This window comes from Lacrimispora sp. YZC11, assembly GCF_057543815.1.
Genome location: NZ_BAAJYQ010000017.1, coordinates 179025 through 200898 on the forward strand (window position 1 = coordinate 179025; position 21874 = coordinate 200898).

Below are 21874 nucleotides of genomic sequence, written 5' to 3' on the forward strand. Positions count from 1 at the left end.
TACAATTATATTTAAAAAATCAAGACGAATCTTGTGTAACGTTTGCGTCAGCTTATGCCATGATTTTACTGATTTTCTTGTGTAACGATTGCGTAATTTGCTCTGGATTTCCATCTTTAGAACAGGTAAAATGAGTCATATCATACATTTCCCATAGATAAAGTAGGTGATTTCATGGAACAGGTTAATAAGATGCTTCGTACGGAATTTTTAGAAACAGATTTTTTGATCATCGGCGGCGGCACGGCAGGGTGTTATGCTGCCTTGACATTCAGTGAACAAAGCTGCGGCCGCATACTGATTGCCGATAAGGCTGATATACGGCGCAGCGGCTGCCTGGCCGCAGGAGTCAACGCGATCAACGCATACATCGTGCCGGGAAAAACGCCTCAGGATTATGTGGATTACGCCCGTAACGACGCACAAGGTATCGTGCGCGGTGACTTACTTCTGACAATGGCCGAGAGACTGAACCGGACAGCGCAAAAACTGGAAGGATTGGGACTTACGATACTCAAGGATGAACAAGGCGGGTATACCATACGCGGCAATCGAAATATTAAAATAAACGGAGAAAACATAAAACCGATTTTGGCTGAGACCGTGTCAAAGAAACCGGAAATTACTGTGTTGAACCGCGTCAACGTGTTTGAGTATTTTGTGAAGGATAATCGCATTCAAGGCGCCTATGCCGTCAGCATAGATGAACCGGTACTGTACGTCCTTACGGCCAAAGCAGTACTCTGCGCCACCGGTGGCGCGGCAGGCTTGTACCGCCCCAACCACCCAGGATTTTCCCGGCACAAAATGTGGTATCCACCCTTCAATACCGGTGCAGGGTATGCCATGGGGATTCTGGCAGGTGCTGAGATGACCACTTTAGAAATGCGCTTTATCGCCCTGCGCTGCAAAGATACGATTGCACCTACAGGTACGCTGGCTCAGGGTGTTGGTGCGAAGCAGATCAATTCACAGGGAGAGATTTATGAACAGAAATATGGATTGACCACCTCTCAGCGCCTGCATGGAACGGTGACAGAAAACCGGGAAGGCCGCGGTCCATGCACCCTGCGTACTATAGGAATCACAGCAGAACAGGATGAGGATTTACAGAGAGCTTATCTCAACATGGCGCCAAGTCAAACTCTAAGATGGCTGGAAAGCGGTGAAACACCCCGCATCAAGAATGTAGAAATTGAGGGAACCGAACCCTATATCGTCGGAGGACACACGGCCAGCGGCTATTGGGTGGATTCCAATCGCGAAACTACCATAAAGGGACTGTTTGCTGCAGGAGATGTGGCCGGAGGGTGTCCGCAGAAGTATGTAACCGGCGCATTTGCAGAAGGGGAAATCGCAGCAAATGCAGCGGTTTCATACATAAGACGAGAGGCGGCGCTGCCGGACGCCGGGCAAGTCCGCGAAAAAAAACTCTGGCTGGAGCAATTTCTAAGCAAGGAGAAAACCAGTGTTACCACAGACGAATTGGAAGAAAAAATGCAGTCCGTCATGGATCAATATGCTGGAGGTATTGGCTCCGACTACCGGTTTTCTGAAGACTCTCTCAGCATTGCCGATGGAAAGGTTCAAGACATTCAAAGACAGGCAAACGCTCTGGCAGCATCGGATATGCAAGAACTTGTATACATTCTGGAGCTGCGCGAACGATTAATCCTCTGCCGGTCAGTGATTGCCCATTTGGCGGCCCGCCGGGAAACCCGCTGGCACAGCTTTGCAGAAAACACCGATTACCCGGACATCAGTTCCGAAATGGAATGCTATGTCAATTCCAGGCTTGAGAACGGCAATTTGAAGATTCTCTTACGGCCGCTTGTTGGGGAGGGAGAAGCATATGAGCATTGAAATAAGGTCAGAGCAATGTATTGGATGCGGCCGGTGCCGCGGCATCTGTCCTGGCAGCCTGATTCGCCTGCAACAGGGAAAGGCGGAAATTTTACGGCCGGAGCGTTGCTGGGGCTGCGCTTCCTGTCTCAAGGAATGTCCGGTACAGGCCATTGCGCTCTATCTGGGCGAAGATATGGGCGGGCTGGGCGGACGATTTACCATCCAGCGAACCGGTACCCAGTTGCAATGGACACTCACAAAACCGGATGGCAGCACAAAAACGCTAACGGTAGACAGCCGCAGCGCCAACAAATACTAAACGCTTTTACCTGTTTTTTGTGACGCAGGTAAGCGAACAAATTATCGGTAAGGAAAATGATTATATCAAGAGAGGAGAGATCCCCATGTCTCTGACACATTTAGATCAATTGGAAGCTGAGGCGATCTATATTTTTCGTGAGGTAGCCGCTGAGTGCGAACGTCCGGTGATGCTTTACTCTATCGGAAAGGATTCGTCGGTGATGCTTCATCTGGCCCTGAAGGCTTTCTACCCGGAAAAGCCGCCCTTCCCTTTTCTGCATATCGACACCAGCTGGAAATTTCGTGAAATGATTACATTTCGTGACCGGCGTGCAAAAGAGCTGGGCATCAACATGCTGGTCTACCGAAACGAAGAGGCGATCGCGCAGGGAATTAATCCCTTTGACCACGGCGCCGCCTACACCGATATTATGAAGACACAGGCGCTCAAAGACGCGCTTACCAAATATCAGTTCACGGCTGCCTTCGGCGGCGGGCGGCGGGACGAGGAAAAATCCCGGGCAAAGGAGCGGATCTTTTCTTTCCGGAACGAATACCACGCATGGGATCCCAAAAATCAGCGCCCGGAGATGTGGAAATTATACAATACGCAGATTGGTAAAGGTGAAAGCATGCGCGTCTTCCCTATTTCCAATTGGACAGAGAAGGATATCTGGCAATACATCCGGCGGGAAAATATCGACATTGTGCCGTTGTATTTTGCAAAGGAACGTCCTGTCGTTTATCGGGATGGAAACATTATCATGGTAGACGATGACCGGATGCGTTTAAGTCCAGGGGAAGTTCCGCAGCTCAAAAAAGTCCGCTTTCGTACGCTCGGATGCTACCCGCTCACCGGCGGAGTGGAATCCGAAGCTGATACACTGGATGCAGTAATCAATGAGACGCTGGCCTCGGTCACAAGTGAACGCACCAGCCGGGTCATTGATAAGGAGGCGGCGGGCAGCATGGAGCGCCGGAAACGGGAGGGATATTTTTAATGGGCAGTACAGAAAACGGGCTTTTGAAATTTATTACCTGCGGCAGTGTGGACGACGGTAAATCTACCTTGATCGGGCATATCCTATACGACTCAAAGCTGCTTTATGCCGATCAGGAGCAGGCACTGATTCTGGATAGCCAGGTGGGAAGCAGGGGCGGCGCAATCGACTATTCTCTGCTGTTAGATGGTCTGATGGCGGAACGTGAGCAGGGAATCACGATTGATGTTGCTTACCGTTACTTTACAACCAATGCCCGCAGCTTTATCGTAGCCGACACGCCGGGCCACGAAGAGTATACCCGGAATATGGCAGTGGGAGCCTCTTTTGCAGAGCTCTCGGTCATTCTGGTAGACGCAGCCCAGGGCGTGCTGGCGCAAACACGCCGGCATACCAGGATCTGTTCTTTGATGGGGATACGCTTTTTCGTTTTTGCCGTCAACAAAATGGATTTAATTTCCTATAGCAGGAAAAAATTCAACGAGATATCGGAAGATATCGTGACTCTGTGCGAGGAATTGTCGCTGGAACATGTGGTCATCATCCCAGTTTCAGCAACAGAAGGAGACAATGTCACCAGACATTCGGAAAACATGCCGTGGTATCAAGGAAAAACACTGCTCTCCCATTTGGAAACAGTGGATATTTCCGGTGAACAGCCGGAAGCAGGCTTTTATATGCCAGTGCAGCGGGTTTGCCGTCCCGACCATAGCTTTCGAGGGTTTCAGGGGCAGGTGGAGGCAGGCCGGGTATCAGTTGGTGATCAGCTGACGGCTTTGCCTAGCGGAGAAGATGCTCTTGTAAAATCCATTTCCATTGCCGGGAAAAATGCGGCAGCGTCGTCTGTGGGGCAGCCGGTTACCATTCAGCTTGACCGGGAAGTGGATGTGTCGCGCGGCTGTGTGCTGGTTAAAGATGCCGGTCTCAAGCTGGAAAAGACCTTTGTTGCCACGCTTCTATGGATGGATGAAGAAAAGCTGATTCCTGGGAAGGAATATTTACTCAAACTGGGTACAAAGCTGAGCCCGGCCGTTGTGACGGGGATCCAGCATAAAGTGGATATAAACAACGGCGCATTGCTGCCCGCCGAATCAGTGGGCAAGAACGAAATACTGCGCTGCGAACTCTCATTGTCAGAGCCTATTGTATTGGATAAATTCAAACGGCATAAAAGCCTGGGCGAGTTGATATTAATAGACAGAGTGAGACACGCTACGACCGCCTGCGGCGTCATTGAAGAGACAGACGAACAAAAACAAGAGGATGTCCTCCTGCACGATGGAGAAAAAAAGCTATCCATCCGGCTGTTTGATTACTTTTATTACCATCCGGGCATTCATGCTGTACTGCGCCATAGCCCTGATCCGGCAGTATATAAAGTGGGAGATGCTCTTCCTTTGAAATCCGATCGGTTTGACTATCCACTTGATTTTGATCTGCCCTATGACCAGGAGTTTGCACGCATTCGTCAGGGAGTTTTTGTGGGATTCGGTGCTCGTGATGAAAAGACGCCGCTGATTGATACCAACGGCATTCAGACAGGGGGAGAACTGCCCCGTGATTTTGGAAAATACCGCCGTGTGCTGATTTGGGAGGATGCTTATGAAATTTAATACCAGGCTTTTACACGGAGAATTTCCTCCTGATTTGCAGGGGGCAACACTTCCCCCTGTGTATCAGGTGTCGGCCTTTGCCCAGGAATCGGCCGAAAAACTGGAAAAGGTTTTTGCGAATACAGCCTCTGGGTTTGCATATACGCGTATATCCAACCCGACAATTTCGGCTTTTGAAAAGAGAATTGCAGTTCTGGAAGGCGGCCTGGATGCGGTCTCCTGTTCCTCCGGTATGGCGGCGGTCAGCATGGCGCTTTTGAATATTCTAAAAGCAGGAGACGAAATTCTAGCCGGAAGCGGCCTGTTTGGCGGAACGCTGGAACTTCTCAATGACTTAGAGGCTTTCGGAATCACCACACGTTTTGTCAGGAATGTGACTGCAGAGGAAATTGAACGTGCCATTACCCCCCGTACCCGTGCAGTCTTTGCCGAACTGATCGGAAATCCAAAACTGGATGTGGTAGATATCCGGGCAGTTGCCCATATTACCGAACGGCACGGAATACCACTGATCATTGACAGCACTACCGCCACCCCTGCGCTGATCCGGCCGCTTGATTACGGCGCGCAGATTGTGGTGCACTCTTCTTCCAAATACATCAACGGCAGCGGTGACGCCATTTCCGGCGTTATTGTAGATGGAGGAAGATTTACCTGGGATTTCGATAAATTTCCAATGCTTGCAAAATACAAGAAGTTTGCCAGGTTTGCATATACAGCCCGGCTGAGGCAGGATATCTGGCGTAACTTCGGCTCCTGTCTCGCTCCCCAAAACGCATATTTAAACTGTATAGGGCTGGAAACACTGGGTCTGCGTATGGAGAGGCTTTGCCAAAACGCGCTGGAACTTGCTGAATTTCTGGAAAATCTGCCTGGCGTTCATGTTAATTATCCCGGCTTAAAGGGCAGCATTTATAAGCCGCTCATCCACAGCCAGATGGAAGGCGGTGCAGGTGGCGCGATTCTGACGCTCCGCACAGGGTCGAAAGAAAACGCATTTATCATGATTAATGCGCTGAAATACGTTCGCATCGCAACCAACATCGGGGATGTACGCACACTGGTGATCCATCCCGCCTCCACCATTTACAACCATGCAAGTGAAGAGACAAAACAAAACGCGGGTGTATATGACGACCTTATCCGTGTCAGCGTTGGGCTGGAAGATATTGAAGATTTAAAAGAAGATTTTGCACAGGCAATTTCAAAAATTCATGAAAGCGGGGATTATTATGGCGGTTAACTATAAAGAATTGAAAAACGGCGGATTTATGCGGCAAGTGCAGAAAAACCATTTCTCCTTGCGGCTAAAGGTAGTGGGCGGCAATCTGTCAGCTGCTCAGCTGGCCGTGATTGCCGCAATCAGCGAGAAATACGGCGATGGGCATGTCCATCTTACTTCCCGTCAAGGCATAGAGATTCCTTTTATTAAGCTGGATGATGTGGATACAGTCAAAGCGGAGCTGGAAGATGGCGGCGTGAATACCGGCGTCTGCGGTCCCCGCGTGCGAACCGTTACAGCCTGTCAAGGCAACGCCATTTGCCCATCCGGCTGCATTGATACTTATCCTCTTGCGGTAGAAATTTCCGACCGCTATTTTGGACGGGAACTGCCTCATAAATTCAAGTTTGGAGTGACCGGCTGCATGAACAACTGCCTCAAGGCGGAGGAAAATGATCTGGGCGTAAAGGGCGGATATACGGTGGAATGGATTCAAGAGGCTTGCACCCTATGCGGTGTATGTACCAAAGCCTGCCGGGAAGGCGCTCTCACCCAAGCAGACGGCAAAATTCTCCTGGATCGTGATAAATGCAGCAACTGCGGCCGCTGCGTCAAATCCTGTCCCTTTGACGCCTGGAAAGGCGAGCCGGGATATCTGGTTTCCTTCGGGGGGACCTTCGGCAACTTAATTGCCAGGGGACAACAATTTTTGCCCATCATCCGCGACAAGGAAACCTTATTCCGTGTAACCGATGCGGCACTTGATTTTTTCAACAGGAATGCAAAACCCAGCGAACGATTCCGGGTTGCCATTGAACGCACTGGCTGGGACGAATTTAAACGTGAAATGGAGGCTGCTTATAATGGCTGATTTTGATATAAATGAGACACTGGACATCACAGACGTTGTCTGTCCGGTCACCTTTGTCAAAGTAAAAGTGGCACTTGAGGAGTTAGACGAAGGACAAATCCTGTCCATTCGTCTAAACGACGGCGAACCGGTGCAAAATGTTCCCCGCAGTGTAAAGGAAGAGGGACATCAAATTCTGCGCCTGACAGATAATGAAGACGGAACCTATAACCTGATCGTGCGAAAGGCTGGAGAATAGCTGATATAAAATCTGCAAGATCGATGTCAACAACTATCTTCCCTTAGCACATCGACTAAATTTTGGAGGAAACGAAATGATACTAACTGTAGCAGGAAATAGAAAAGAATACGCTGACGGCCTGACTGTGGCACAGCTGATTGAAATAGAGCAGATAGAAACACCCCAATATGCCACTGTATCTGTTGACGATGAGTTTATTTCCGGAGATGCTTTCGGTGAAACACAGCTGCACGACGGTGCCAGCGTGGAGTTTTTATACTTTATGGGGGGAGGGCAGAGAGATGGCATTTACCAATGAGCAATTGGAACGGTATTCCCGGCACATCCTCCTCTCCGAGGTAGGCGTAAAGGGACAAAAAAAGCTTCTGGATGCCAAGGTACTGATCATCGGAGCCGGAGGGCTGGGCGCCCCTTGTGCGCTGTACTTAGCCGCTGCGGGTGTGGGAACCATCGGGGTAGCCGATGCTGACGAGGTGGATCTTTCCAACCTTCAGCGGCAGGTCATCCACAGCACACCCGATGTGGGCAAAGCCAAGGTGGAGTCAGCCAAAGAAAGCATTAAGGCCATCAACCCTGACGTGACTGTCAAAACCTACCGTACGTTTGTGACGGCAGACAATGTTATGGATCTGATTGCCGATTATGATTTTATCATCGATGGAACCGATAATTTCCCCGCTAAGTTTTTAATAAATGATGCCTGTGTACTGGCGAAGAAGCCTTTTTCCCATGCCGGTATCATCCGGTTCAAAGGACAGCTGATGACCTATGTACCGGGGCAGGGCCCCTGCTATCGCTGCGTTTTTAAGAATCCGCCTCCACCGGATGCAGTTCCCACCTGCAGACAGGCCGGTGTGATTGGTACGATGGGCGGAGTCATCGGTTCTCTTCAGGCAATGGAGGCAATCAAATATATCATTGGTAAGGGTGAACTCCTGACCGGCGCACTCCTGACCTATGACGCACTGTCCATGACATTTCGTAAAATCAAGCTTCCAAAGCGTCCGGGCTGCGAGGTATGCGGAGAACATCCCTCTATTTTGGCTCCCTTTGATTATGAACAGGCGGTGTGTGATTTAAAATGAAGCTTACGATAAAAAAGACTGATATTAAATTAATTGTGGAACACGCCAGGGAAGGTCTTCCCAACGAGGTCTGTGGATTGATTGCAGGTACTATGGATGGCGACAGTAAGACGATTCAAAAGGTCTATCTGCTTTCCAATCCCGACCAAAGCCCGGAGCATTTCTCCATTGACCCCAAAGAGCATCTCTCCGCGATCAAGGATATGCGCGGGAACGGCTGGTCACCCCTTGGGAATTTCCATTCTCACCCATCTACTCCTGCCAGACCCTCAAAAGAGGATATCCGGTTGGCCTATGATCCTTTTGCGAGCTATTTGATCCTCTCCCTGGCAGAAGATGTACCAGTGTTGAAAGCGTTTGGCATTACCGGAGATGTGGTGACGCAACAAGAAATAGTGGTCATATCTTAAGAAATTGATTGGTTTGCCATAAATCTTAAAACTCAGACGTCTGTTTACAATATAATTCTGTCATGTTAAAATGTAATCAACGATATTCCTGCTCTTAACTCAATATATGATGGGGGGATTACATGACCGAAGAAAGCAAGGAGCCAAAGCCACGGCGTATACATAAAACAGATTTAAAAACACAGGTAGAAACAGAGCTGCTGCATTTCATCAAACAGATGGATCTATCGGTGAATAATAAACTGCCCCGGGAAGAAGAACTGTCCAGAATGCTGGGAGTCAGCCGCATCACTCTGCGAAGTGTCCTGGACGACTTATCTGCAAAAGGAATGATATTCCGCAGACATGGTAGGGGAACCTTTATTAATAACAGCTTTTTTGAAATGAAAGCCAGCTTTAATCCCGTCATGCATTTTGTGGATATGATAACTAACAGCGGCTATAAACCCAGAGTAGAAATGATCCACCATGACATCATCAAGGCGAACAAGGATGTGGCCAACCACCTTGAAATGGCTGAAGGCGGCCTGGTTCTTATCTGTGACAAGATATTCTATGCTGATAAGCAGATATGCGCTGTCACAAGGGATTATATCCCATTCTCCTATCTCAATGGAGTGGATATGGCTGAGTTGGACAATTTTGTTGATTCCGTGTTTTACTTTATGTATAAGACCACAGGAAAAAAGCTTGAGTGGGATAAAGTAGAACTGAATGCAGTATACAGTAAGGACGTGGAACTGTTAAACGGACTTCTGGAGCGGTCTGGCATCCCTCCAAAAGCATTTCTCCTTCTAAAAGGCATGAATTATGACGAGGATGGCACGGCCGCTGTATATGCCTGGGAATATGTGGACACCACCATATTAAAATATAGCCAAATACGCAAGAGGCTTCTGCACTATGAGGAAATTTAGAATTTGCTGCATATATAGAATAAATTGACCCGGAATGAAAGCTTTGAAACGCGTTCATTCCGGGTCAATTTATTTTTCTTCTTTCGGCTAATGTCCACGGCTTTTTATCATGCGGTTAAATATCCTGTTCGTTTGTTGCGTCACAAAGCCATTGGATTGACGTAGCAGGCTAAGTATGATATTCTTATTTTATGCCCCTATAGGTATAAGGAGGTGGAAGAATGCGACAGTGTATGGATGCAGATAATCTGCATCGTCGGTTAAATAAAATCATGGGTCAAATCAAAGCGATCGATAAAATGATAGACGAGGACATTTCATGTGAGGATATTCTCATTCAGGTCAATGCGGCTAAAGGTGCTTTGCATAAGGTCGGACAAGTGATTCTGGAAGGACACTTAAATCATTGTGTAAGAGAAGGAATCGAACATGGGGACGCCGATAAAACGATAGAAGAATTTGCAAAGGCTATTGAGCACTTTTCCCGTATGAGCTAAAAGAATATGTATCTGAGAATCAGCAACCGAAATTCGGTTGCTTTTTTATTGACAAGAGCATACCCATGGGGGTATACTCATGTTGTGTGTACGTATACCCCCATAAGTATAAAAGGAGTGATGTATTTGTCAGAATTTTTTAAAGATAGCGAAAAGCGGTCAATATTGTTTCTCTGCCTTTCGGCTATTTCATTAATCGTCAGTTTCTTTGACATTGGTTCGTTGCCCGTTAATGCAGCATGGGCTGCCCTCCTGCTTTGCGGCATACCCATCGTGAAGGGCGCAATTGCCGGACTTGTTGCGGAGCTTGATATTAAGGCAGATGTATTGGTTTCTATCGCCCTCATTGCTTCGGTTATGATTGGTGAAATCTTTGCGGCTGGCGAAGTTGCCTTTATTATGACAATTGGCGCGTTTTTAGAAGAACGGACGGTTGCCAAAGCTCGGGCTGGAATTGAAAAGCTAGTGCATTTAACTCCTGCCACGGCAAGGGTTATACTGAACGGCGAAGAAATCACCCTCCCCAACCAGCAGGTCAAGGTTAACGATATCCTACGTGTATTGGCGGGCGAAACAATTCCTGTAGACGGCATCATTATGAAAGGACAAACTTCCGTTGATCAGTCCGTGATGACAGGAGAATCGCTCCCTGTTGACAAAGGGGAAGGCGATGAGGTAAAGAGTGGAACCGTCAATCAGTTTGGAACCTTCGACATGCAGGCACAAAAGGTTGGTGAGGATAGCTCACTGCAACGCATGATTCACCTTGTAGAATCAGCGGACGCTGGAAAAGCCAAAATTGTTGGAATCGCAGACCGATGGGCTACATGGATTGTGGTTATCGCTCTTGCCGCCGCCGCAATTACATGGTTTGCAACAGGCGAGATGATTCGCAGCGTTACCATTTTAGTTGTTTTTTGCCCTTGTGCGTTGGTTTTAGCAACACCCACCGCAATCATGGCAGGTATCGGCAATGCCACAAAATACGGGATTCTTGTCAGTCAGGGAGACGCGCTGGAACGATTGGCAAAAGTAAAGCGTATCGCCTTTGACAAAACAGGTACGCTTACATATGGTAAGCCATCAGTCGTAAAGGTTCAAAGCTGTTCTTCTATGATGACCGATGAACAATTATTCCAAATTGCCGCAGCTTCGGAGTTAAGGTCGGAGCATCCACTAGGAAAAGCGATTGTGGCAAGCTATAAAGATACATACGGGAAGCTGCCTGCTGATCCGGATTCGTTTCAGCTTTTGGCGGGGCGCGGTGTATCTGCTCTGGTAGAAGGACATCCGTTTTTTGCCGGAAATGAAGCTCTTGTCAGGGACAATGGCCTCACCATTCCTGACAGCTTGCTCGAAAGCGCGGAATACCTCAAATCTGAGGGAAGTACCATCATCTATGTTATGAATCAAGAGAATGTGTTTGGCCTGATTGCACTCTCCGATACGATTCGTCCCGATGCCGCCGAGGTCGTAAAAGGGATAGCAGCCGCTGGTGTAAACACCGTTTTGCTTACAGGTGATTCACCGCATGCTGCTGATCACATAGCAAAAATCGCAGGAATTAGTGACATACAATCCAATTGCCTGCCGGAAGATAAGCTGAACGCAATCAGGCGATTTCAGGAAAATGGGGAGCTTGTCTGTATGGTTGGCGACGGGATCAATGATGCCCCCGCATTAAAGACTGCCCAAGTCGGTATCGCAATGGGCGGCATAGGAAGCGATATTGCAATCGAAGCGGCGGATATTGCCCTTGTCAGTGACGATATACGGGTAATCCCCCACCTGCTGATGTTATCTGAAAAAACAATGCACACCATCAACATGAATCTTGCGGCATCCATGATACTCAACTTTGCCGCGATCGCGCTGGCAATTACCGGAATACTAAGTCCCGTGGTAGGCGCTCTTGTTCATAATGTAGGTTCTGTTGCAGTTATTATCAATTCATCATTACTTTTGAACTGGAGGAAAAAATAGTGAAAGAATTAATTTTGTTTGCTCTGTTTTTAACCGTAGGAATAGGTGTGCTGATTGCAGGAATCGTGTACATGCATAAAGACAAGCACGACCTTGAATCCGTTAAGATTTATCGTGTGATATCCATCATAGGGGCAGTCATAACGGTCGGTTCCGTATTGTATCGGTTATTTGTCTGAATACGCAGCCATTGTTCAGAGCCAAGTAGGCCAACAGATGGGAAAGGCAGGATGTACCGTTATCGGTGCCTCCTGCCTTTCCCATCTATTGGCTGTCTATCACGTTTTTATTGTTCCTGTAGTTGCTTTATTATGTATCCTGCCCATGCAACCCCTTTTGAAACTGCTTATTTATGGCTGCCACTTTGCATATCCATATATCATGATGAAAATGCTCACCACAAGAAGCACATTTCCAGTGTGAATATATAGAGGATTCTCAGCCAGACAAGCCATGAATGATCCGATACCCATGATAATCGTTCCCATCAGGGCGCTTAATTTATATCTGTCCATATAACTCCCTCCTTTTACGCTTCTTCAGCAAGGTTGCCTGCTGCCTGCTTGTTGGTTACAGCCATCAATACCGTATAAATAATGCCTCCCAGTATCATTCCATTCAGTGACGGAAGTCCGAAGGGAATGATGTATACCGCTGCAATACAAACAGCCCAGGTGATCCAGGGAACCGGATTCCATTTGCGGAAAGACGCTTTGTCAAATTCCTCGTACCGTCCCTTGTGAACAAGGAAATAGTCAGCAAGGATAATTCCGGATAACGGCGGAACAACGGTTCCCAGTATATTTAAGAAGCTGAAGAGGAAACCGATCTCATATGGCCTTGTAAGGGTTGCAACAGCAGACAGAGCCAAAAGGATCGCCAGCATTTTCTTTCTCTCCATCTTAAATGCATTGGACAGATTTAAGGAGGTTGAGTAAAGGTTTGCCGCATTGGTCGTAAATATGTTGGTGGTCATAAGGATCAAGCTGGGAATAACCAGCCCAAAGCTTAAGAGTATAACAGTCAAGTCACTGTTCTGCATGGCAATAGCTGCAATCGCGCCGCAGATGATCATGAGGATGTTGCCGCCTAAAAGGCCTGTAAGAGTTGCAGATACGGCTGTTTTCGTATCCTTTGCATAACGCATGATATCTGCAATGCAGGTAGCGGTAGAGAGCACCCACGTGCCGATAACAGCAGTAATTCCTGAGAACAGAGGCATATTCGCACTCGGAACATAGGAAAACAGGGCCTCGACGCCGCCAATGACGCCCAGGGAACGCATGGCAGTTGCAATAGACAGGAATACGATTGCCGGGATGGCAATGTATCCTAAGATGGCGATTGCCTGTATGCCGAACATGGAGAAAATTCCCATGACAATGGCGCTGACTGCCATACAGATCCCTTCCCCTACCCAGCCAAAATGGAATACCTGGGCCACAAAATGTCCGTAAGTAGCTGCCTGAATGGTGTACCAGCCAAAATTCACAACCGGTACAAAAATCGATGCGGCCTTGGAACCGCTGGAACCAAAACTATAACGGGTGAGCAGGGCAAAGGTAAGTCCTGTCTTGCAGGCAATAATGCTGATCAGTACAGCAATGATGCTTAAGAAAATATTGCCTCCCAACGTTGCAATGATAATCCCCTTAAAATCCAGTCCTGCGGCAAGACCCCCTCCTGCCATCATGCTGGTAATAACAAATACAAAACCGGTCCAAATAATTGTAAGACTGAAATAGCTCTTCCGCTCGCTTAATGGCACGGCGCAGCGTGAATATTCTGTGTCAGCTTGTTGACTTTGATTTTTCTGCTCCATATCGAACCCCTCCTGATGATCAATTAATTAATTATTCCAATACCCCTTATGGACTTCCGCAATCTCTTCTATCAGCTCCGGAAATGGTCCAACAACTTCAATCTTTTTCTGTCCCCTTGCAAATACTTCACGACAAGGCAGGTCAAACGTAGGGTTCTGAGGATCTGCGCCTGTATGTGCCAGCAGATCTTTCTCTGTCATCCCATACACTACCCGGCCGATGCCTGCCCAGTATATAGCTCCTGCACACATGGCGCATGGCTCTGCCGTTGTATAAAGAGTGCATTCCCCCAGAAAATCTTTTGAATATAATTGAGATGCTCTCTCAGCTACCTGCGTCTCAGCATGACCCGTACATTTCCCTTCGGTAATCTCGACATTTGGTTGCTCCAGGAGAATGCTTCCATCCTTTCCTGCAAGAATCGCTCCAAAGGGGGTGTTTCCTGCTTCCCTTGACTGGCGGGATATCTCCGCGCAACGCTTTAAGTTTTTCACGTCAATTTCGTAGTCCATATTAGACCTCCTATCGTATAAGGTAATACCTTATATCTTGTTTATGATAGTAATTTAACATATATTGGAAGTGCTGTAAATAACAAAAACGCTAAATTATACAAGACAATATTGTATAAATTAACCAAACCAGAATATTTTCCTTAGAAATGTAAAAAACGTTGCAGAATGCCTTGACGATACCGTCATTCCGCAACGTTTTTCATATTTTTATTCTTCTCCAAATACTGCCTTATAATCGGCTTGAAATTTAGCAATCCCCTGAGTGGTAAGCGGGTGATTTACCATCTGTTCCAATACCTTATATGGAACAGTTGCAATATCAGCACCTGCTTTTGCGCAATCAATTACATGAATAGGATTTCGAACGCTGGCAGCAATGATTTCTGTTGTTATCTGATGTCTCCTAAAAATCTCTGTTATTTCTTCAATGAGAATAATTCCTTTCATGGAAATGTCATCAAGACGCCCTAAAAACGGCGAAACATAGGAAGCTCCTGCTCGAGCGGCCAAAATTGCCTGTGCGGCCGAAAATACCAGTGTTACATTGGTCTTTATTCCTTCTTCATTTAATACCTTGACAGCTTTAAGTCCCTCTGTTGTCATCGGTATTTTAACAACCATATTGGGATGGATGGCTGCGATTTCCCGGCCTTCCCGTATCATCCCTTCTGCATCAACGGTAGTCGCTTTCACTTCTCCGCTGACAGGCCCTTCCACCAACCTGGTGATTTCCATTATAACCTCTTTAAAATCTCTTCCCTCTTTTGCAATCAGGGATGGATTGGTGGTCACCCCGCAGATGATTCCCATATCATTGGCTGTCCTGATATCTTCCGTATTGGCCGTATCAATAAAAAATTTCATACTATGTTTCTCCTTACCTTGTCAGGCCAGACTTCTTAACTTGGCGATCTGCACTTCATCCAGTTCCAAAATATCACTGTTATCCATAGAAGTATTGGAATCTTCAATTAAAATCATTTTAGTATCCTTCCGGGTAATGGTGTTATGCCACAAGGTTGCCGGAATGTTATATACCTTATCAGGCTTCATGTGAACCACGCCAAATTCCAGGCCTTCTTCTGATTCATTGGCATAAACAAGGGTGCACGCTCCCTCCACAAGCACAAAAAGCTCATCCGTTTTGTTATGCCTCTCCAGGCAGTCAATTCCTGAGATATCATTGGCGGGTTTCCAATTTTTGATGCCAACGGTCCATTTTTCATTCTCAAATACTCTCTGCATTCCTTCGCCCGCAAACTCGTAAACGGCAATATTCATGATTTTATCCTCCCATTAACCCAGTATATTTCTGCAGGCTTTTGCAACGTGTCCGGCGGTGAGTCCATAAGCTTCAAACAGTTCTTCCGGCTTTCCGGATTTACCAAACTTATCCTGTATTCCCAATGACGCAAATCTGGCGCCCCTATGCCCGGCCAGGACCTCTGCCACCGCTGACCCAAGCCCGCCGATCACAGAATGTTCCTCTATGGTCACAATGCCTTTGCAGGTTTCATTCATCTTTAAAATAATGCCTTTATCAATTGGTTTGATGGTATGCATATTCACAACCGCTGCATGAATGCTTTCCTTCTCAAGCTCTTCGGCTGCCTTTAATGCCTCAGGGATCATCAGGCCGCAGGATATGATGCAGACATCATTCCCTTCTTTCATCACATTGGCCTTTCCCGGTATAAACGGCGTCTCCGCGGTTGTAATATCCTTGCAGACCGGTCTTGCCACCCGAATGTATACAGGTCCGTTTATTTCAGCCGCAGCCATTACGGCTTTCTCCGTTTCCGCCGGATCACAGGGCACAAAGATGGTCATATGAGGCATTTCTCTCATAAGCGCAATATCTTCAAAAGACTGGTGGCTTCCGCCGTCTTCTCCTACGGAAAGGCCGGAATGGGAAAAACCGAACTTCACATTTGCATTGGTATAGCAGATGGAATTACGGATCTGCTCATAGGCCCGTCCTGCCCCAAATAATGCGAAAGTACTGGCAAAGGGTATGTATCCGGTATTTGCAAAACCTGCTGCAGCACACATCATATTTGCTTCTGCAATTCCCATGTTATAGAAACGCTCCGGATACTTTTCTTGAAACATACAGGTCTGGGTGGCATGTGCCAAATCTGCATCCAGCACCACTACCTTTTCATTCTCCGCACCTAATTTTACAAGAGATTCTCCATAAGCAACTCTCAGTGATTTCCCCATTACTCTACCTCCTGCTCTTTCATTGCCTGGGCAAATTCTTCCCCATTCATTGGTCTTCCGTGCCAACCAGACTGGTCTTCCATAAAGGAAACCCCTTTTCCCTTTATGGTATTACAGCAGATAAACTTTGGTTTCCCTCTTACCGGCGCCTTTAAGGCGGCTGTTATGGCAGAAATATCGTGTCCATCCACTTCAAAGCATTCAAATCCGAACGCTTCATATTTTTTCACAATGTCTCCCAGGCTCATGACTTCTGCATTGCATCCGTCAATCTGCAGTTTGTTATAATCCAGCAGAAACGTAAGGTTATCAAGCTTATAATGAGCCGCAGCCATGGCTGCCTCCCACACTAGCCCTTCCTGACACTCTCCATCCCCAAGGATTGCATATACGTGATAGGATGCGTCTCCATGTTTGGCAGCCAGAGCCAGGCCCATTGCCAAAGATGCCCCCTGGCCTAAAGAACCGGTGTTCATATCAACTCCCGGAGTCTTTGTGCAATCCGGATGTCCCTGCAAGTGGCTGTCAATCTGTCTTAAGCCCGCTAAATCCTCCTTGGGAAAATATCCTAAATCCGCCAGTACCGCATACAATGCAGGGCATGCATGGCCTTTGCTCAATACCAGACGATCTCTGTCCGGTTTATCCGGATCCTTTGGATCCACATTCATCACTTCATAATAGAGTGCCATCAGCATCTCAACACAGGATAAGGATCCTCCCGGATGCCCGGACTGACAGGCAAATAACATTTTAAGAATTTCAGCCCGCAGTTCTTTTGCTTTCTTATTGTACTGCATTTGTTTTCCTCCTTATATATAACTCAGCCTTTTACGGCCCCTGCTGTTAACCCTTCCACTAACCGCTTCTGTGCAAAAAAGAACATGATGCATACCGGAATAATGGTTATGATGCCTCCTGCTGTCAGCAAATCCCACTGAACCCCTAATTGTCCGATCAGACTTTTTAAAGCGACCGGAATGGTACGCGTCTCTGTATTGGTAAACATCACAGCAAATGTGTATTCATTCCATGATGTCATAAATATATAAACCCCTGTAGCCACCATACAAGGTCCCAGTATGGGAAGAATGATCTTCACAAACGCAACGCCCCTGTTGCAGCCATCTACCAGGGCTGCTTCTTCCAGGGACATGGGAAGGTCATTTAAAAATCCCAACAGCAGCCATACGGAAAATGGAATGGTAAAGGTGGTATAAGATAATACAAGGGAAGCAGGCGTGAACAAAAGTCCCATCTTGCGCATAATGGAATACAGCGGAATCAGCAGCAATACCGTAGGAAACATATTGTTGCAGAGGAACGTGCACATGAGAATCTTTCTGCCTGCAAACTGGTATCTGGAAAAGGCATAAGCCGCAAGCGTGGATGCAGTCAAGGATACAAGAGTTGTTGTTGCAGCCACCACAAAGCTGTTCTTTATAGCCGCCAGGAAATTAACCGTAGTGGTAAAAAGCTTCCGGTAGGATTCAAAGGTGATGGCTCTGGGCAGGTAGGTAACTACCATACCGTACAGCTCATCCTGGGGTTTCAAGGATGTGACAAGAGTCCAATAGAACGGGAACAAAATAAAGATAAGCATTACAATCAGCGGCAGATACACACACAGAATCCGTTTGATATCATGTTGTTTCTTCATCCTTTACGCCTCCCCTTTAAAGTTCATTTTTAAGTACGGGATTGCAGCAAACAAAAGCAGTACTGCCAGCAATAACGCCATTGCAGATGCATAACCCAGATTCAGTGCATTTCCCTTGTTGAATATATAAACACTGAGCGTCTGGGTGGAATAGGCCGGCCCGCCTTCCGTCATGTTAAAAATTACATCCACTGAATTGGCAACCCAGATGACACGAAGCAGTGCCGTAACAAAAATCGTATTCTTAATGGATGGAATGGTTATATAAAAAAGTTTCTGCCACGCTGCTGCTCCGTCTATGCTGGAAGCTTCATATATTTCCGAGGATACGCCCTGCAGAGCTGCCAGAAGCATAAGCGCAAAAAACGGTATCCCCTGCCAGATGATGGTCACGATGACGCTGGGAAATGCGGTTGACACCTGGGACAGGAAAGGAATTTTATCCGAAATAACATGAAGCTTTAAAAGCAGATCATTCAGAACACCAAAGTTGCCATCATAAATCCACCGCCACATCAACCCGATCAAAACTCCAGGCGTTACCCAGGGTATCATGCTGACCGCTCTCACCATTCCCCTTCCGGAAAAATCCTGATTTAAGAGGAGGGCCAGAATGAATCCAAACAAAAACTGAAAACCAACTCCGCATACCACCCATAAAATGGTTCGAATAAGAGCTCCCCAGAACAGCGGGTCCTTACAAGCAGAGGCATAATTGGTCAGCCCATGAAACGCAATCTCTTTCGGCCTTCGAAGATCATAGCTCTGAAAGCTCATAAGAATTGCATTCATAACCGGTATAAACACCACGCACAGAATGATAATCACTGCCGGAGCCACCAGTACATACGGCCATATGGTCCGTTTTTTAACCATCGATAATTCTCCCTCCCAACCGGAAGGGGCCGCCTTTTTGCAGCCCCCTCACTTATCGATTCCTTATTGATATAATCCGGCCTGTAAAGTCTTCATGCACTCTTCGGCAGATATGCCGCCGGTCAGTGCCTGAGAAACGGTATTGGGCCACAGCGTGGAAATCCATTCTGTCGTTGTATCAAGAATCGGAATGATACCTGCAAACTTCTGTCCATCAATGGAGGCTTTCATAAAGCGGTTATTCTGGAAAAAGTCAGTCTCCTGGACACTTTTACTTACCGGAACATTTCCAGTTCCCTCACACCACATTTTCTGGCCTTCTCCTGCTGCCAGATAGGATACCCACTCAAAGGCTGCCTCTTTGTTTTCACAGGATTCAAATATAACCGTTTCCGTATCTCCCATTGATGTCCATTGACCCTTACCTGCCGGGAATGCAAATGCAGATACATCATCTCCCAGCAGCTTTTCCATATCCTTGCTGGATCCAGTATGATGAATGGTCATAGCCGTCAGCCCTGACTGGAAATTGGCAATGATCTCACTGAATCCGTCACTGGTTGCTGTAGGAGGAACATAGCCTTTCTTATAAACATCAATGAAATCCTGCATGCCTTGTACCGCCTCAGGTGTTGTTAAGTCCTCAAAGCTGCCGCCCCGTCCATATACAAAGCTGCCCCATGGCTCCTGACCGCCTTTTGCGCCTCTCATGCCAAAGCCGTATACGTCAGTCTTTCCATCCCCATTGGTATCCATGGTGCATGTTTCTATAGCCTGTAAGAATTCTTCATAGGTCTTCGGTACCTCTATCCCTGCCTGTTTAAAGATGGAGGGCCTGTAATATACATACAGAACCTGGATGTTCCATGGCATGACATAGATTCGCTCCATGTCTCCGGCCTTTTTCATAATTTCATAAATGTTATCATCAATCTCATCTTTTTTATCCCAGACATCGATCATTGGTGTTAAGTCAGCCAACAGATCGTTGTTTACAAATAATGGTGTGGAGGTGAGCTTCCATGTGGCGCAGTCAATATCTCCGCCTCCCATTTTAGCGTTAAACAGATTCTCTGAATATGCGCCTCCATCCCACGGACTTTCTTCTCCCACGACGGTAATTCCTTTGCCGTTTTCATCATTAAACTTCTTGATAATATCCTGCATGAGCTGGGAATAATCCGTATTATCAGCCCAATAACGAAATTTTATGGTACATGGTTTTATCTCTCCGGAAGGAGCCTGTCCTTCCTTTGCCGATGCGGTCTGCGTACCTGCTGCTGTGGTCTGCGCACCTGCTTCTGTGGTCTCCGCACCTGCCGCCGTGACTTCTTTGCTGCCTGAAGAACAGCCTGCCAACGCTCCCCCGGCCATAAGAACCGCCAGGACCACTGCCATTGTTTTCTTTCCAATCAATCTTTTTTTCATTTTTTCCCTTCCCTTTCCCTGACATCATTTAGTGTTTCCCATACATGCCGTTCGGCAAGAAATTTGGCTTCCATATAATTACCGTCGGCAATTGCTTGATAAATACCTTTATGGCTTCGTTTTGCCCGTTTGAAGCTCTCCAGGTCATTATGGGTTTCTACATGGCTCCGCCGGATGGATTCATTGATTATGGGGACCACCCGAATAAGCACTTCATTATGGGTGCATTCTGCCACTGCCGTATGGAACTGAACATCCATCTCTGCCGTAGCGGTGCTGTTGATCTGAATCTGGTCCATCTCCGCTACCAGTCTCTCAAGGTTCTTAATGTCCTGAGGTGTGGCTCTTTGAACCGCCAGTCCCGCGATCTGAGGTTCAATTAACATCCGGGTTTCAAACAGATTCTGAATAAGATACTTCTGATCCGTAAAATGCAGCCCAAGGGGATCCTCCCCGATCCCTGTTCCTGCACTGACAAAGGTTCCGCTCCCCTGGCGGATGACAACTACATTTTCAGCCCTTAAATACTTCATTGCTTCTCTCAAGGTAGAACGGCTGACTCCAAACACCTCTGACAGTTCCTTCTCTGTAGGCAGCCGGTCTCCCGGCTTCATCTCCTTTTGGATAATCATGGTTTTTACCTTTTGAGCCGTAGCCATTGGGAGAACATCTATATTCTGCATCTTATCCACACTCCTTCTCATACCTCCTCCTTTCTACAAATCAATTTGTATAAATTGCATACAAATAAATCATTATGTTATATCTATTTAGTTATTATTATCTTTCATCTGTCCTAATGTTAGCATAACATATGATGTATGTAAATAGAGTTTTTATATATATTTGAATTATTATTATAAAATCACAATTTATCCCTATATATTTTATGCATATTAAACAAATGTCAGCAATAATTCATCATACCTTTCATATGCTTATCATACCAATTGGTATGTTGTTTTTGTACTTAAACAATATAAAGAAGATCTGCCATAAATTTTAAAGCTGAATTGAAAAAGTAAATTCCACAATTACAAAGAGTGCGGAAGTTACTCTTGCATAAATGTATACTATATCTGTGATGTATGTAAAAGGAGGACCCCTATAGAAAACGAAAAAACAGATATTGGAAACACCTTACTCTTCGGGGCAGATATGACATAGAAGACTTGCGGACCGCTGGCTTCCTGACAGAAGGCCACATTAGAAAGAATTATAAGTACATACGCAAAATAATTAAATGATCAACTGCCGGACGGCTATACTCAGCAAAGCATGACGACACTGACCAATTACATCAACAGTACAGCAAGAGCCAGTTTAAATGGCCGTAATCCATTTAAACTGGCTCAGTACACAGT

25 protein-coding genes are annotated in these 21874 nt (G+C 46.7%); 14 read left to right on the plus strand and 11 right to left on the minus strand.

Features of this window, described 5'->3' with window-relative positions:
• Positions 1 to 174 precede the first annotated feature (174 nt).
• The 14 genes from AC27IJ_RS20115 (at position 175) to AC27IJ_RS20180 (ending at position 12164) form a co-directional block, all read left to right on the plus strand.
• A complete protein-coding gene (locus AC27IJ_RS20115) occupies positions 175 to 1863 on the plus strand; it encodes an adenylyl-sulfate reductase subunit alpha (RefSeq protein WP_487150547.1) in 1689 nt (562 codons plus the stop codon).
• The gene (locus AC27IJ_RS20120) at positions 1853 to 2164 is read left to right on the plus strand and encodes a ferredoxin family protein (protein WP_487150549.1); all 312 of its coding nucleotides are present in this window, start codon (positions 1853 to 1855) and stop codon (positions 2162 to 2164) included. The genes AC27IJ_RS20115 and AC27IJ_RS20120 overlap by 11 nt, the downstream gene beginning before the upstream one ends.
• Positions 2165 to 2249: 85 nt before the next feature.
• Positions 2250 to 3146 (plus strand): sulfate adenylyltransferase subunit CysD, encoded by an 897-nt coding sequence (gene cysD / locus AC27IJ_RS20125; RefSeq protein ID WP_312445437.1) that lies wholly within the window; start codon positions 2250 to 2252, stop codon positions 3144 to 3146.
• Positions 3146 to 4759, plus strand: coding sequence for a sulfate adenylyltransferase subunit 1 (locus AC27IJ_RS20130; RefSeq protein ID WP_487150552.1), 1614 nt, complete (start codon positions 3146 to 3148; stop codon positions 4757 to 4759). The genes cysD and AC27IJ_RS20130 overlap by 1 nt, the downstream gene beginning before the upstream one ends.
• Positions 4749 to 6002 carry an O-acetylhomoserine aminocarboxypropyltransferase/cysteine synthase family protein gene (locus tag AC27IJ_RS20135; RefSeq protein ID WP_487150554.1) on the plus strand — a complete coding sequence of 418 codons (1254 nt, stop codon included), beginning with the start codon at positions 4749 to 4751 and terminating at the stop codon, positions 6000 to 6002. Before AC27IJ_RS20130 ends, AC27IJ_RS20135 begins: the two co-directional genes overlap by 11 nt.
• The gene (locus AC27IJ_RS20140; protein ID WP_312445432.1) at positions 5992 to 6852 is read left to right on the plus strand and encodes a 4Fe-4S binding protein; all 861 of its coding nucleotides are present in this window, start codon (positions 5992 to 5994) and stop codon (positions 6850 to 6852) included. Before AC27IJ_RS20135 ends, AC27IJ_RS20140 begins: the two co-directional genes overlap by 11 nt.
• A complete protein-coding gene (locus AC27IJ_RS20145) occupies positions 6845 to 7090 on the plus strand; it encodes a sulfurtransferase TusA family protein (protein WP_025230709.1) in 246 nt (81 codons plus the stop codon). The genes AC27IJ_RS20140 and AC27IJ_RS20145 overlap by 8 nt, the downstream gene beginning before the upstream one ends.
• 76 nt (positions 7091 to 7166) lie before the next feature.
• Positions 7167 to 7391 (plus strand): sulfur carrier protein ThiS, encoded by a 225-nt coding sequence (thiS, locus tag AC27IJ_RS20150; protein WP_312445430.1) that lies wholly within the window; start codon positions 7167 to 7169, stop codon positions 7389 to 7391.
• A complete protein-coding gene (locus AC27IJ_RS20155; RefSeq protein WP_312503466.1) occupies positions 7375 to 8178 on the plus strand; it encodes a HesA/MoeB/ThiF family protein in 804 nt (267 codons plus the stop codon). Before thiS ends, AC27IJ_RS20155 begins: the two co-directional genes overlap by 17 nt.
• Positions 8175 to 8588 (plus strand): M67 family metallopeptidase, encoded by a 414-nt coding sequence (locus AC27IJ_RS20160; RefSeq protein ID WP_312445428.1) that lies wholly within the window; start codon positions 8175 to 8177, stop codon positions 8586 to 8588. The genes AC27IJ_RS20155 and AC27IJ_RS20160 overlap by 4 nt, the downstream gene beginning before the upstream one ends.
• Positions 8589 to 8710: 122 nt before the next feature.
• Positions 8711 to 9505, plus strand: coding sequence for a GntR family transcriptional regulator (locus AC27IJ_RS20165; protein ID WP_312445426.1), 795 nt, complete (start codon positions 8711 to 8713; stop codon positions 9503 to 9505).
• A 221-nt stretch (positions 9506 to 9726) separates the two neighbouring features.
• The gene (locus AC27IJ_RS20170; protein WP_312445424.1) at positions 9727 to 10002 is read left to right on the plus strand and encodes a metal-sensing transcriptional repressor; all 276 of its coding nucleotides are present in this window, start codon (positions 9727 to 9729) and stop codon (positions 10000 to 10002) included.
• 120 nt (positions 10003 to 10122) lie between these two features.
• On the plus strand, positions 10123 to 11985 hold the full coding sequence (locus tag AC27IJ_RS20175; RefSeq protein WP_487150610.1) for a heavy metal translocating P-type ATPase: 1863 nt from the start codon (positions 10123 to 10125) through the stop codon (positions 11983 to 11985).
• Positions 11985 to 12164 carry a hypothetical protein gene (locus tag AC27IJ_RS20180; protein ID WP_312445422.1) on the plus strand — a complete coding sequence of 60 codons (180 nt, stop codon included), beginning with the start codon at positions 11985 to 11987 and terminating at the stop codon, positions 12162 to 12164. Before AC27IJ_RS20175 ends, AC27IJ_RS20180 begins: the two co-directional genes overlap by 1 nt.
• A gap of 171 nt (positions 12165 to 12335) precedes the next feature.
• Here AC27IJ_RS20180 and AC27IJ_RS20185 read toward each other — a convergent pair whose 3' ends face one another.
• The 11 genes from AC27IJ_RS20185 to AC27IJ_RS20235 all read right to left on the minus strand — a co-directional run bounded on the left by AC27IJ_RS20185 (position 12336) and on the right by AC27IJ_RS20235 (position 21214).
• Entirely contained in the window at positions 12336 to 12500 is a 165-nt protein-coding gene (locus AC27IJ_RS20185; protein ID WP_312445420.1) for a hypothetical protein, read from the minus strand.
• Positions 12501 to 12514: 14 nt separating this feature from the next.
• Positions 12515 to 13807: a cytosine permease gene (locus AC27IJ_RS20190; RefSeq protein WP_312503462.1), complete on the minus strand. Its 1293-nt coding sequence runs from the start codon at positions 13805 to 13807 to the stop codon at positions 12515 to 12517.
• A gap of 27 nt (positions 13808 to 13834) precedes the next feature.
• Complete coding sequence (locus tag AC27IJ_RS20195) at positions 13835 to 14320, minus strand: nucleoside deaminase (protein WP_312445417.1); 486 nt, start codon at positions 14318 to 14320, stop codon at positions 13835 to 13837.
• A gap of 210 nt (positions 14321 to 14530) precedes the next feature.
• Positions 14531 to 15187, minus strand: coding sequence for a fructose-6-phosphate aldolase (gene fsa / locus AC27IJ_RS20200; RefSeq protein ID WP_312445416.1), 657 nt, complete (start codon positions 15185 to 15187; stop codon positions 14531 to 14533).
• Positions 15188 to 15208: 21 nt separating this feature from the next.
• Positions 15209 to 15604: a cupin domain-containing protein gene (locus AC27IJ_RS20205; protein ID WP_312445415.1), complete on the minus strand. Its 396-nt coding sequence runs from the start codon at positions 15602 to 15604 to the stop codon at positions 15209 to 15211.
• Positions 15605 to 15619: 15 nt separating this feature from the next.
• Complete coding sequence (locus AC27IJ_RS20210) at positions 15620 to 16546, minus strand: transketolase family protein (protein WP_312503460.1); 927 nt, start codon at positions 16544 to 16546, stop codon at positions 15620 to 15622.
• Positions 16546 to 17346: a transketolase gene (locus tag AC27IJ_RS20215; RefSeq protein WP_312445413.1), complete on the minus strand. Its 801-nt coding sequence runs from the start codon at positions 17344 to 17346 to the stop codon at positions 16546 to 16548. The genes AC27IJ_RS20210 and AC27IJ_RS20215 overlap by 1 nt, the downstream gene beginning before the upstream one ends.
• A gap of 23 nt (positions 17347 to 17369) precedes the next feature.
• On the minus strand, positions 17370 to 18206 hold the full coding sequence (locus tag AC27IJ_RS20220; protein ID WP_487150561.1) for a carbohydrate ABC transporter permease: 837 nt from the start codon (positions 18204 to 18206) through the stop codon (positions 17370 to 17372).
• A 3-nt stretch (positions 18207 to 18209) separates the two neighbouring features.
• Positions 18210 to 19082, minus strand: coding sequence for a carbohydrate ABC transporter permease (locus tag AC27IJ_RS20225; RefSeq protein WP_313153501.1), 873 nt, complete (start codon positions 19080 to 19082; stop codon positions 18210 to 18212).
• 63 nt (positions 19083 to 19145) lie between these two features.
• Positions 19146 to 20510, minus strand: a complete 1365-nt coding sequence (locus AC27IJ_RS20230) for an ABC transporter substrate-binding protein (RefSeq protein WP_313153502.1) — start codon at positions 20508 to 20510, stop codon at positions 19146 to 19148.
• Positions 20507 to 21214: a FadR/GntR family transcriptional regulator gene (locus AC27IJ_RS20235; protein ID WP_487150564.1), complete on the minus strand. Its 708-nt coding sequence runs from the start codon at positions 21212 to 21214 to the stop codon at positions 20507 to 20509. The genes AC27IJ_RS20230 and AC27IJ_RS20235 overlap by 4 nt, the downstream gene beginning before the upstream one ends.
• Between the last annotated feature and the right edge of the window lie 660 nt (positions 21215 to 21874).

What these genes read in the sequence shown, in the direction of transcription:
- AC27IJ_RS20235 (WP_487150564.1), bottom strand. Translation starts at nt 21,214, where the DNA reads ATGAGAAGGAGTGTGGATAAGATGCAGAATATAGATGTTCTCCCAATG.
- AC27IJ_RS20155 (WP_312503466.1), top strand. Translation starts at nt 7,375, where the DNA reads ATGGCATTTACCAATGAGCAATTGGAACGGTATTCCCGGCACATCCTC.
- AC27IJ_RS20195 (WP_312445417.1), bottom strand. Translation starts at nt 14,320, where the DNA reads ATGGACTACGAAATTGACGTGAAAAACTTAAAGCGTTGCGCGGAGATA.
- AC27IJ_RS20210 (WP_312503460.1), bottom strand. Translation starts at nt 16,546, where the DNA reads ATGGGGAAATCACTGAGAGTTGCTTATGGAGAATCTCTTGTAAAATTA.
- AC27IJ_RS20205 (WP_312445415.1), bottom strand. Translation starts at nt 15,604, where the DNA reads ATGAATATTGCCGTTTACGAGTTTGCGGGCGAAGGAATGCAGAGAGTA.
- AC27IJ_RS20225 (WP_313153501.1), bottom strand. Translation starts at nt 19,082, where the DNA reads ATGGTTAAAAAACGGACCATATGGCCGTATGTACTGGTGGCTCCGGCA.
- AC27IJ_RS20120 (WP_487150549.1), top strand. Translation starts at nt 1,853, where the DNA reads ATGAGCATTGAAATAAGGTCAGAGCAATGTATTGGATGCGGCCGGTGC.
- cysD (WP_312445437.1), top strand. Translation starts at nt 2,250, where the DNA reads ATGTCTCTGACACATTTAGATCAATTGGAAGCTGAGGCGATCTATATT.
- AC27IJ_RS20145 (WP_025230709.1), top strand. Translation starts at nt 6,845, where the DNA reads ATGGCTGATTTTGATATAAATGAGACACTGGACATCACAGACGTTGTC.
- AC27IJ_RS20165 (WP_312445426.1), top strand. Translation starts at nt 8,711, where the DNA reads ATGACCGAAGAAAGCAAGGAGCCAAAGCCACGGCGTATACATAAAACA.
- AC27IJ_RS20160 (WP_312445428.1), top strand. Translation starts at nt 8,175, where the DNA reads ATGAAGCTTACGATAAAAAAGACTGATATTAAATTAATTGTGGAACAC.
- AC27IJ_RS20130 (WP_487150552.1), top strand. Translation starts at nt 3,146, where the DNA reads ATGGGCAGTACAGAAAACGGGCTTTTGAAATTTATTACCTGCGGCAGT.
- fsa (WP_312445416.1), bottom strand. Translation starts at nt 15,187, where the DNA reads ATGAAATTTTTTATTGATACGGCCAATACGGAAGATATCAGGACAGCC.
- AC27IJ_RS20175 (WP_487150610.1), top strand. Translation starts at nt 10,123, where the DNA reads ATGTATTTGTCAGAATTTTTTAAAGATAGCGAAAAGCGGTCAATATTG.
- AC27IJ_RS20170 (WP_312445424.1), top strand. Translation starts at nt 9,727, where the DNA reads ATGCGACAGTGTATGGATGCAGATAATCTGCATCGTCGGTTAAATAAA.
- AC27IJ_RS20215 (WP_312445413.1), bottom strand. Translation starts at nt 17,346, where the DNA reads ATGCAGTACAATAAGAAAGCAAAAGAACTGCGGGCTGAAATTCTTAAA.
- AC27IJ_RS20185 (WP_312445420.1), bottom strand. Translation starts at nt 12,500, where the DNA reads ATGGACAGATATAAATTAAGCGCCCTGATGGGAACGATTATCATGGGT.
- AC27IJ_RS20220 (WP_487150561.1), bottom strand. Translation starts at nt 18,206, where the DNA reads ATGAAGAAACAACATGATATCAAACGGATTCTGTGTGTGTATCTGCCG.
- AC27IJ_RS20230 (WP_313153502.1), bottom strand. Translation starts at nt 20,510, where the DNA reads ATGAAAAAAAGATTGATTGGAAAGAAAACAATGGCAGTGGTCCTGGCG.
- AC27IJ_RS20140 (WP_312445432.1), top strand. Translation starts at nt 5,992, where the DNA reads ATGGCGGTTAACTATAAAGAATTGAAAAACGGCGGATTTATGCGGCAA.
- thiS (WP_312445430.1), top strand. Translation starts at nt 7,167, where the DNA reads ATGATACTAACTGTAGCAGGAAATAGAAAAGAATACGCTGACGGCCTG.
- AC27IJ_RS20135 (WP_487150554.1), top strand. Translation starts at nt 4,749, where the DNA reads ATGAAATTTAATACCAGGCTTTTACACGGAGAATTTCCTCCTGATTTG.
- AC27IJ_RS20115 (WP_487150547.1), top strand. Translation starts at nt 175, where the DNA reads ATGGAACAGGTTAATAAGATGCTTCGTACGGAATTTTTAGAAACAGAT.
- AC27IJ_RS20190 (WP_312503462.1), bottom strand. Translation starts at nt 13,807, where the DNA reads ATGGAGCAGAAAAATCAAAGTCAACAAGCTGACACAGAATATTCACGC.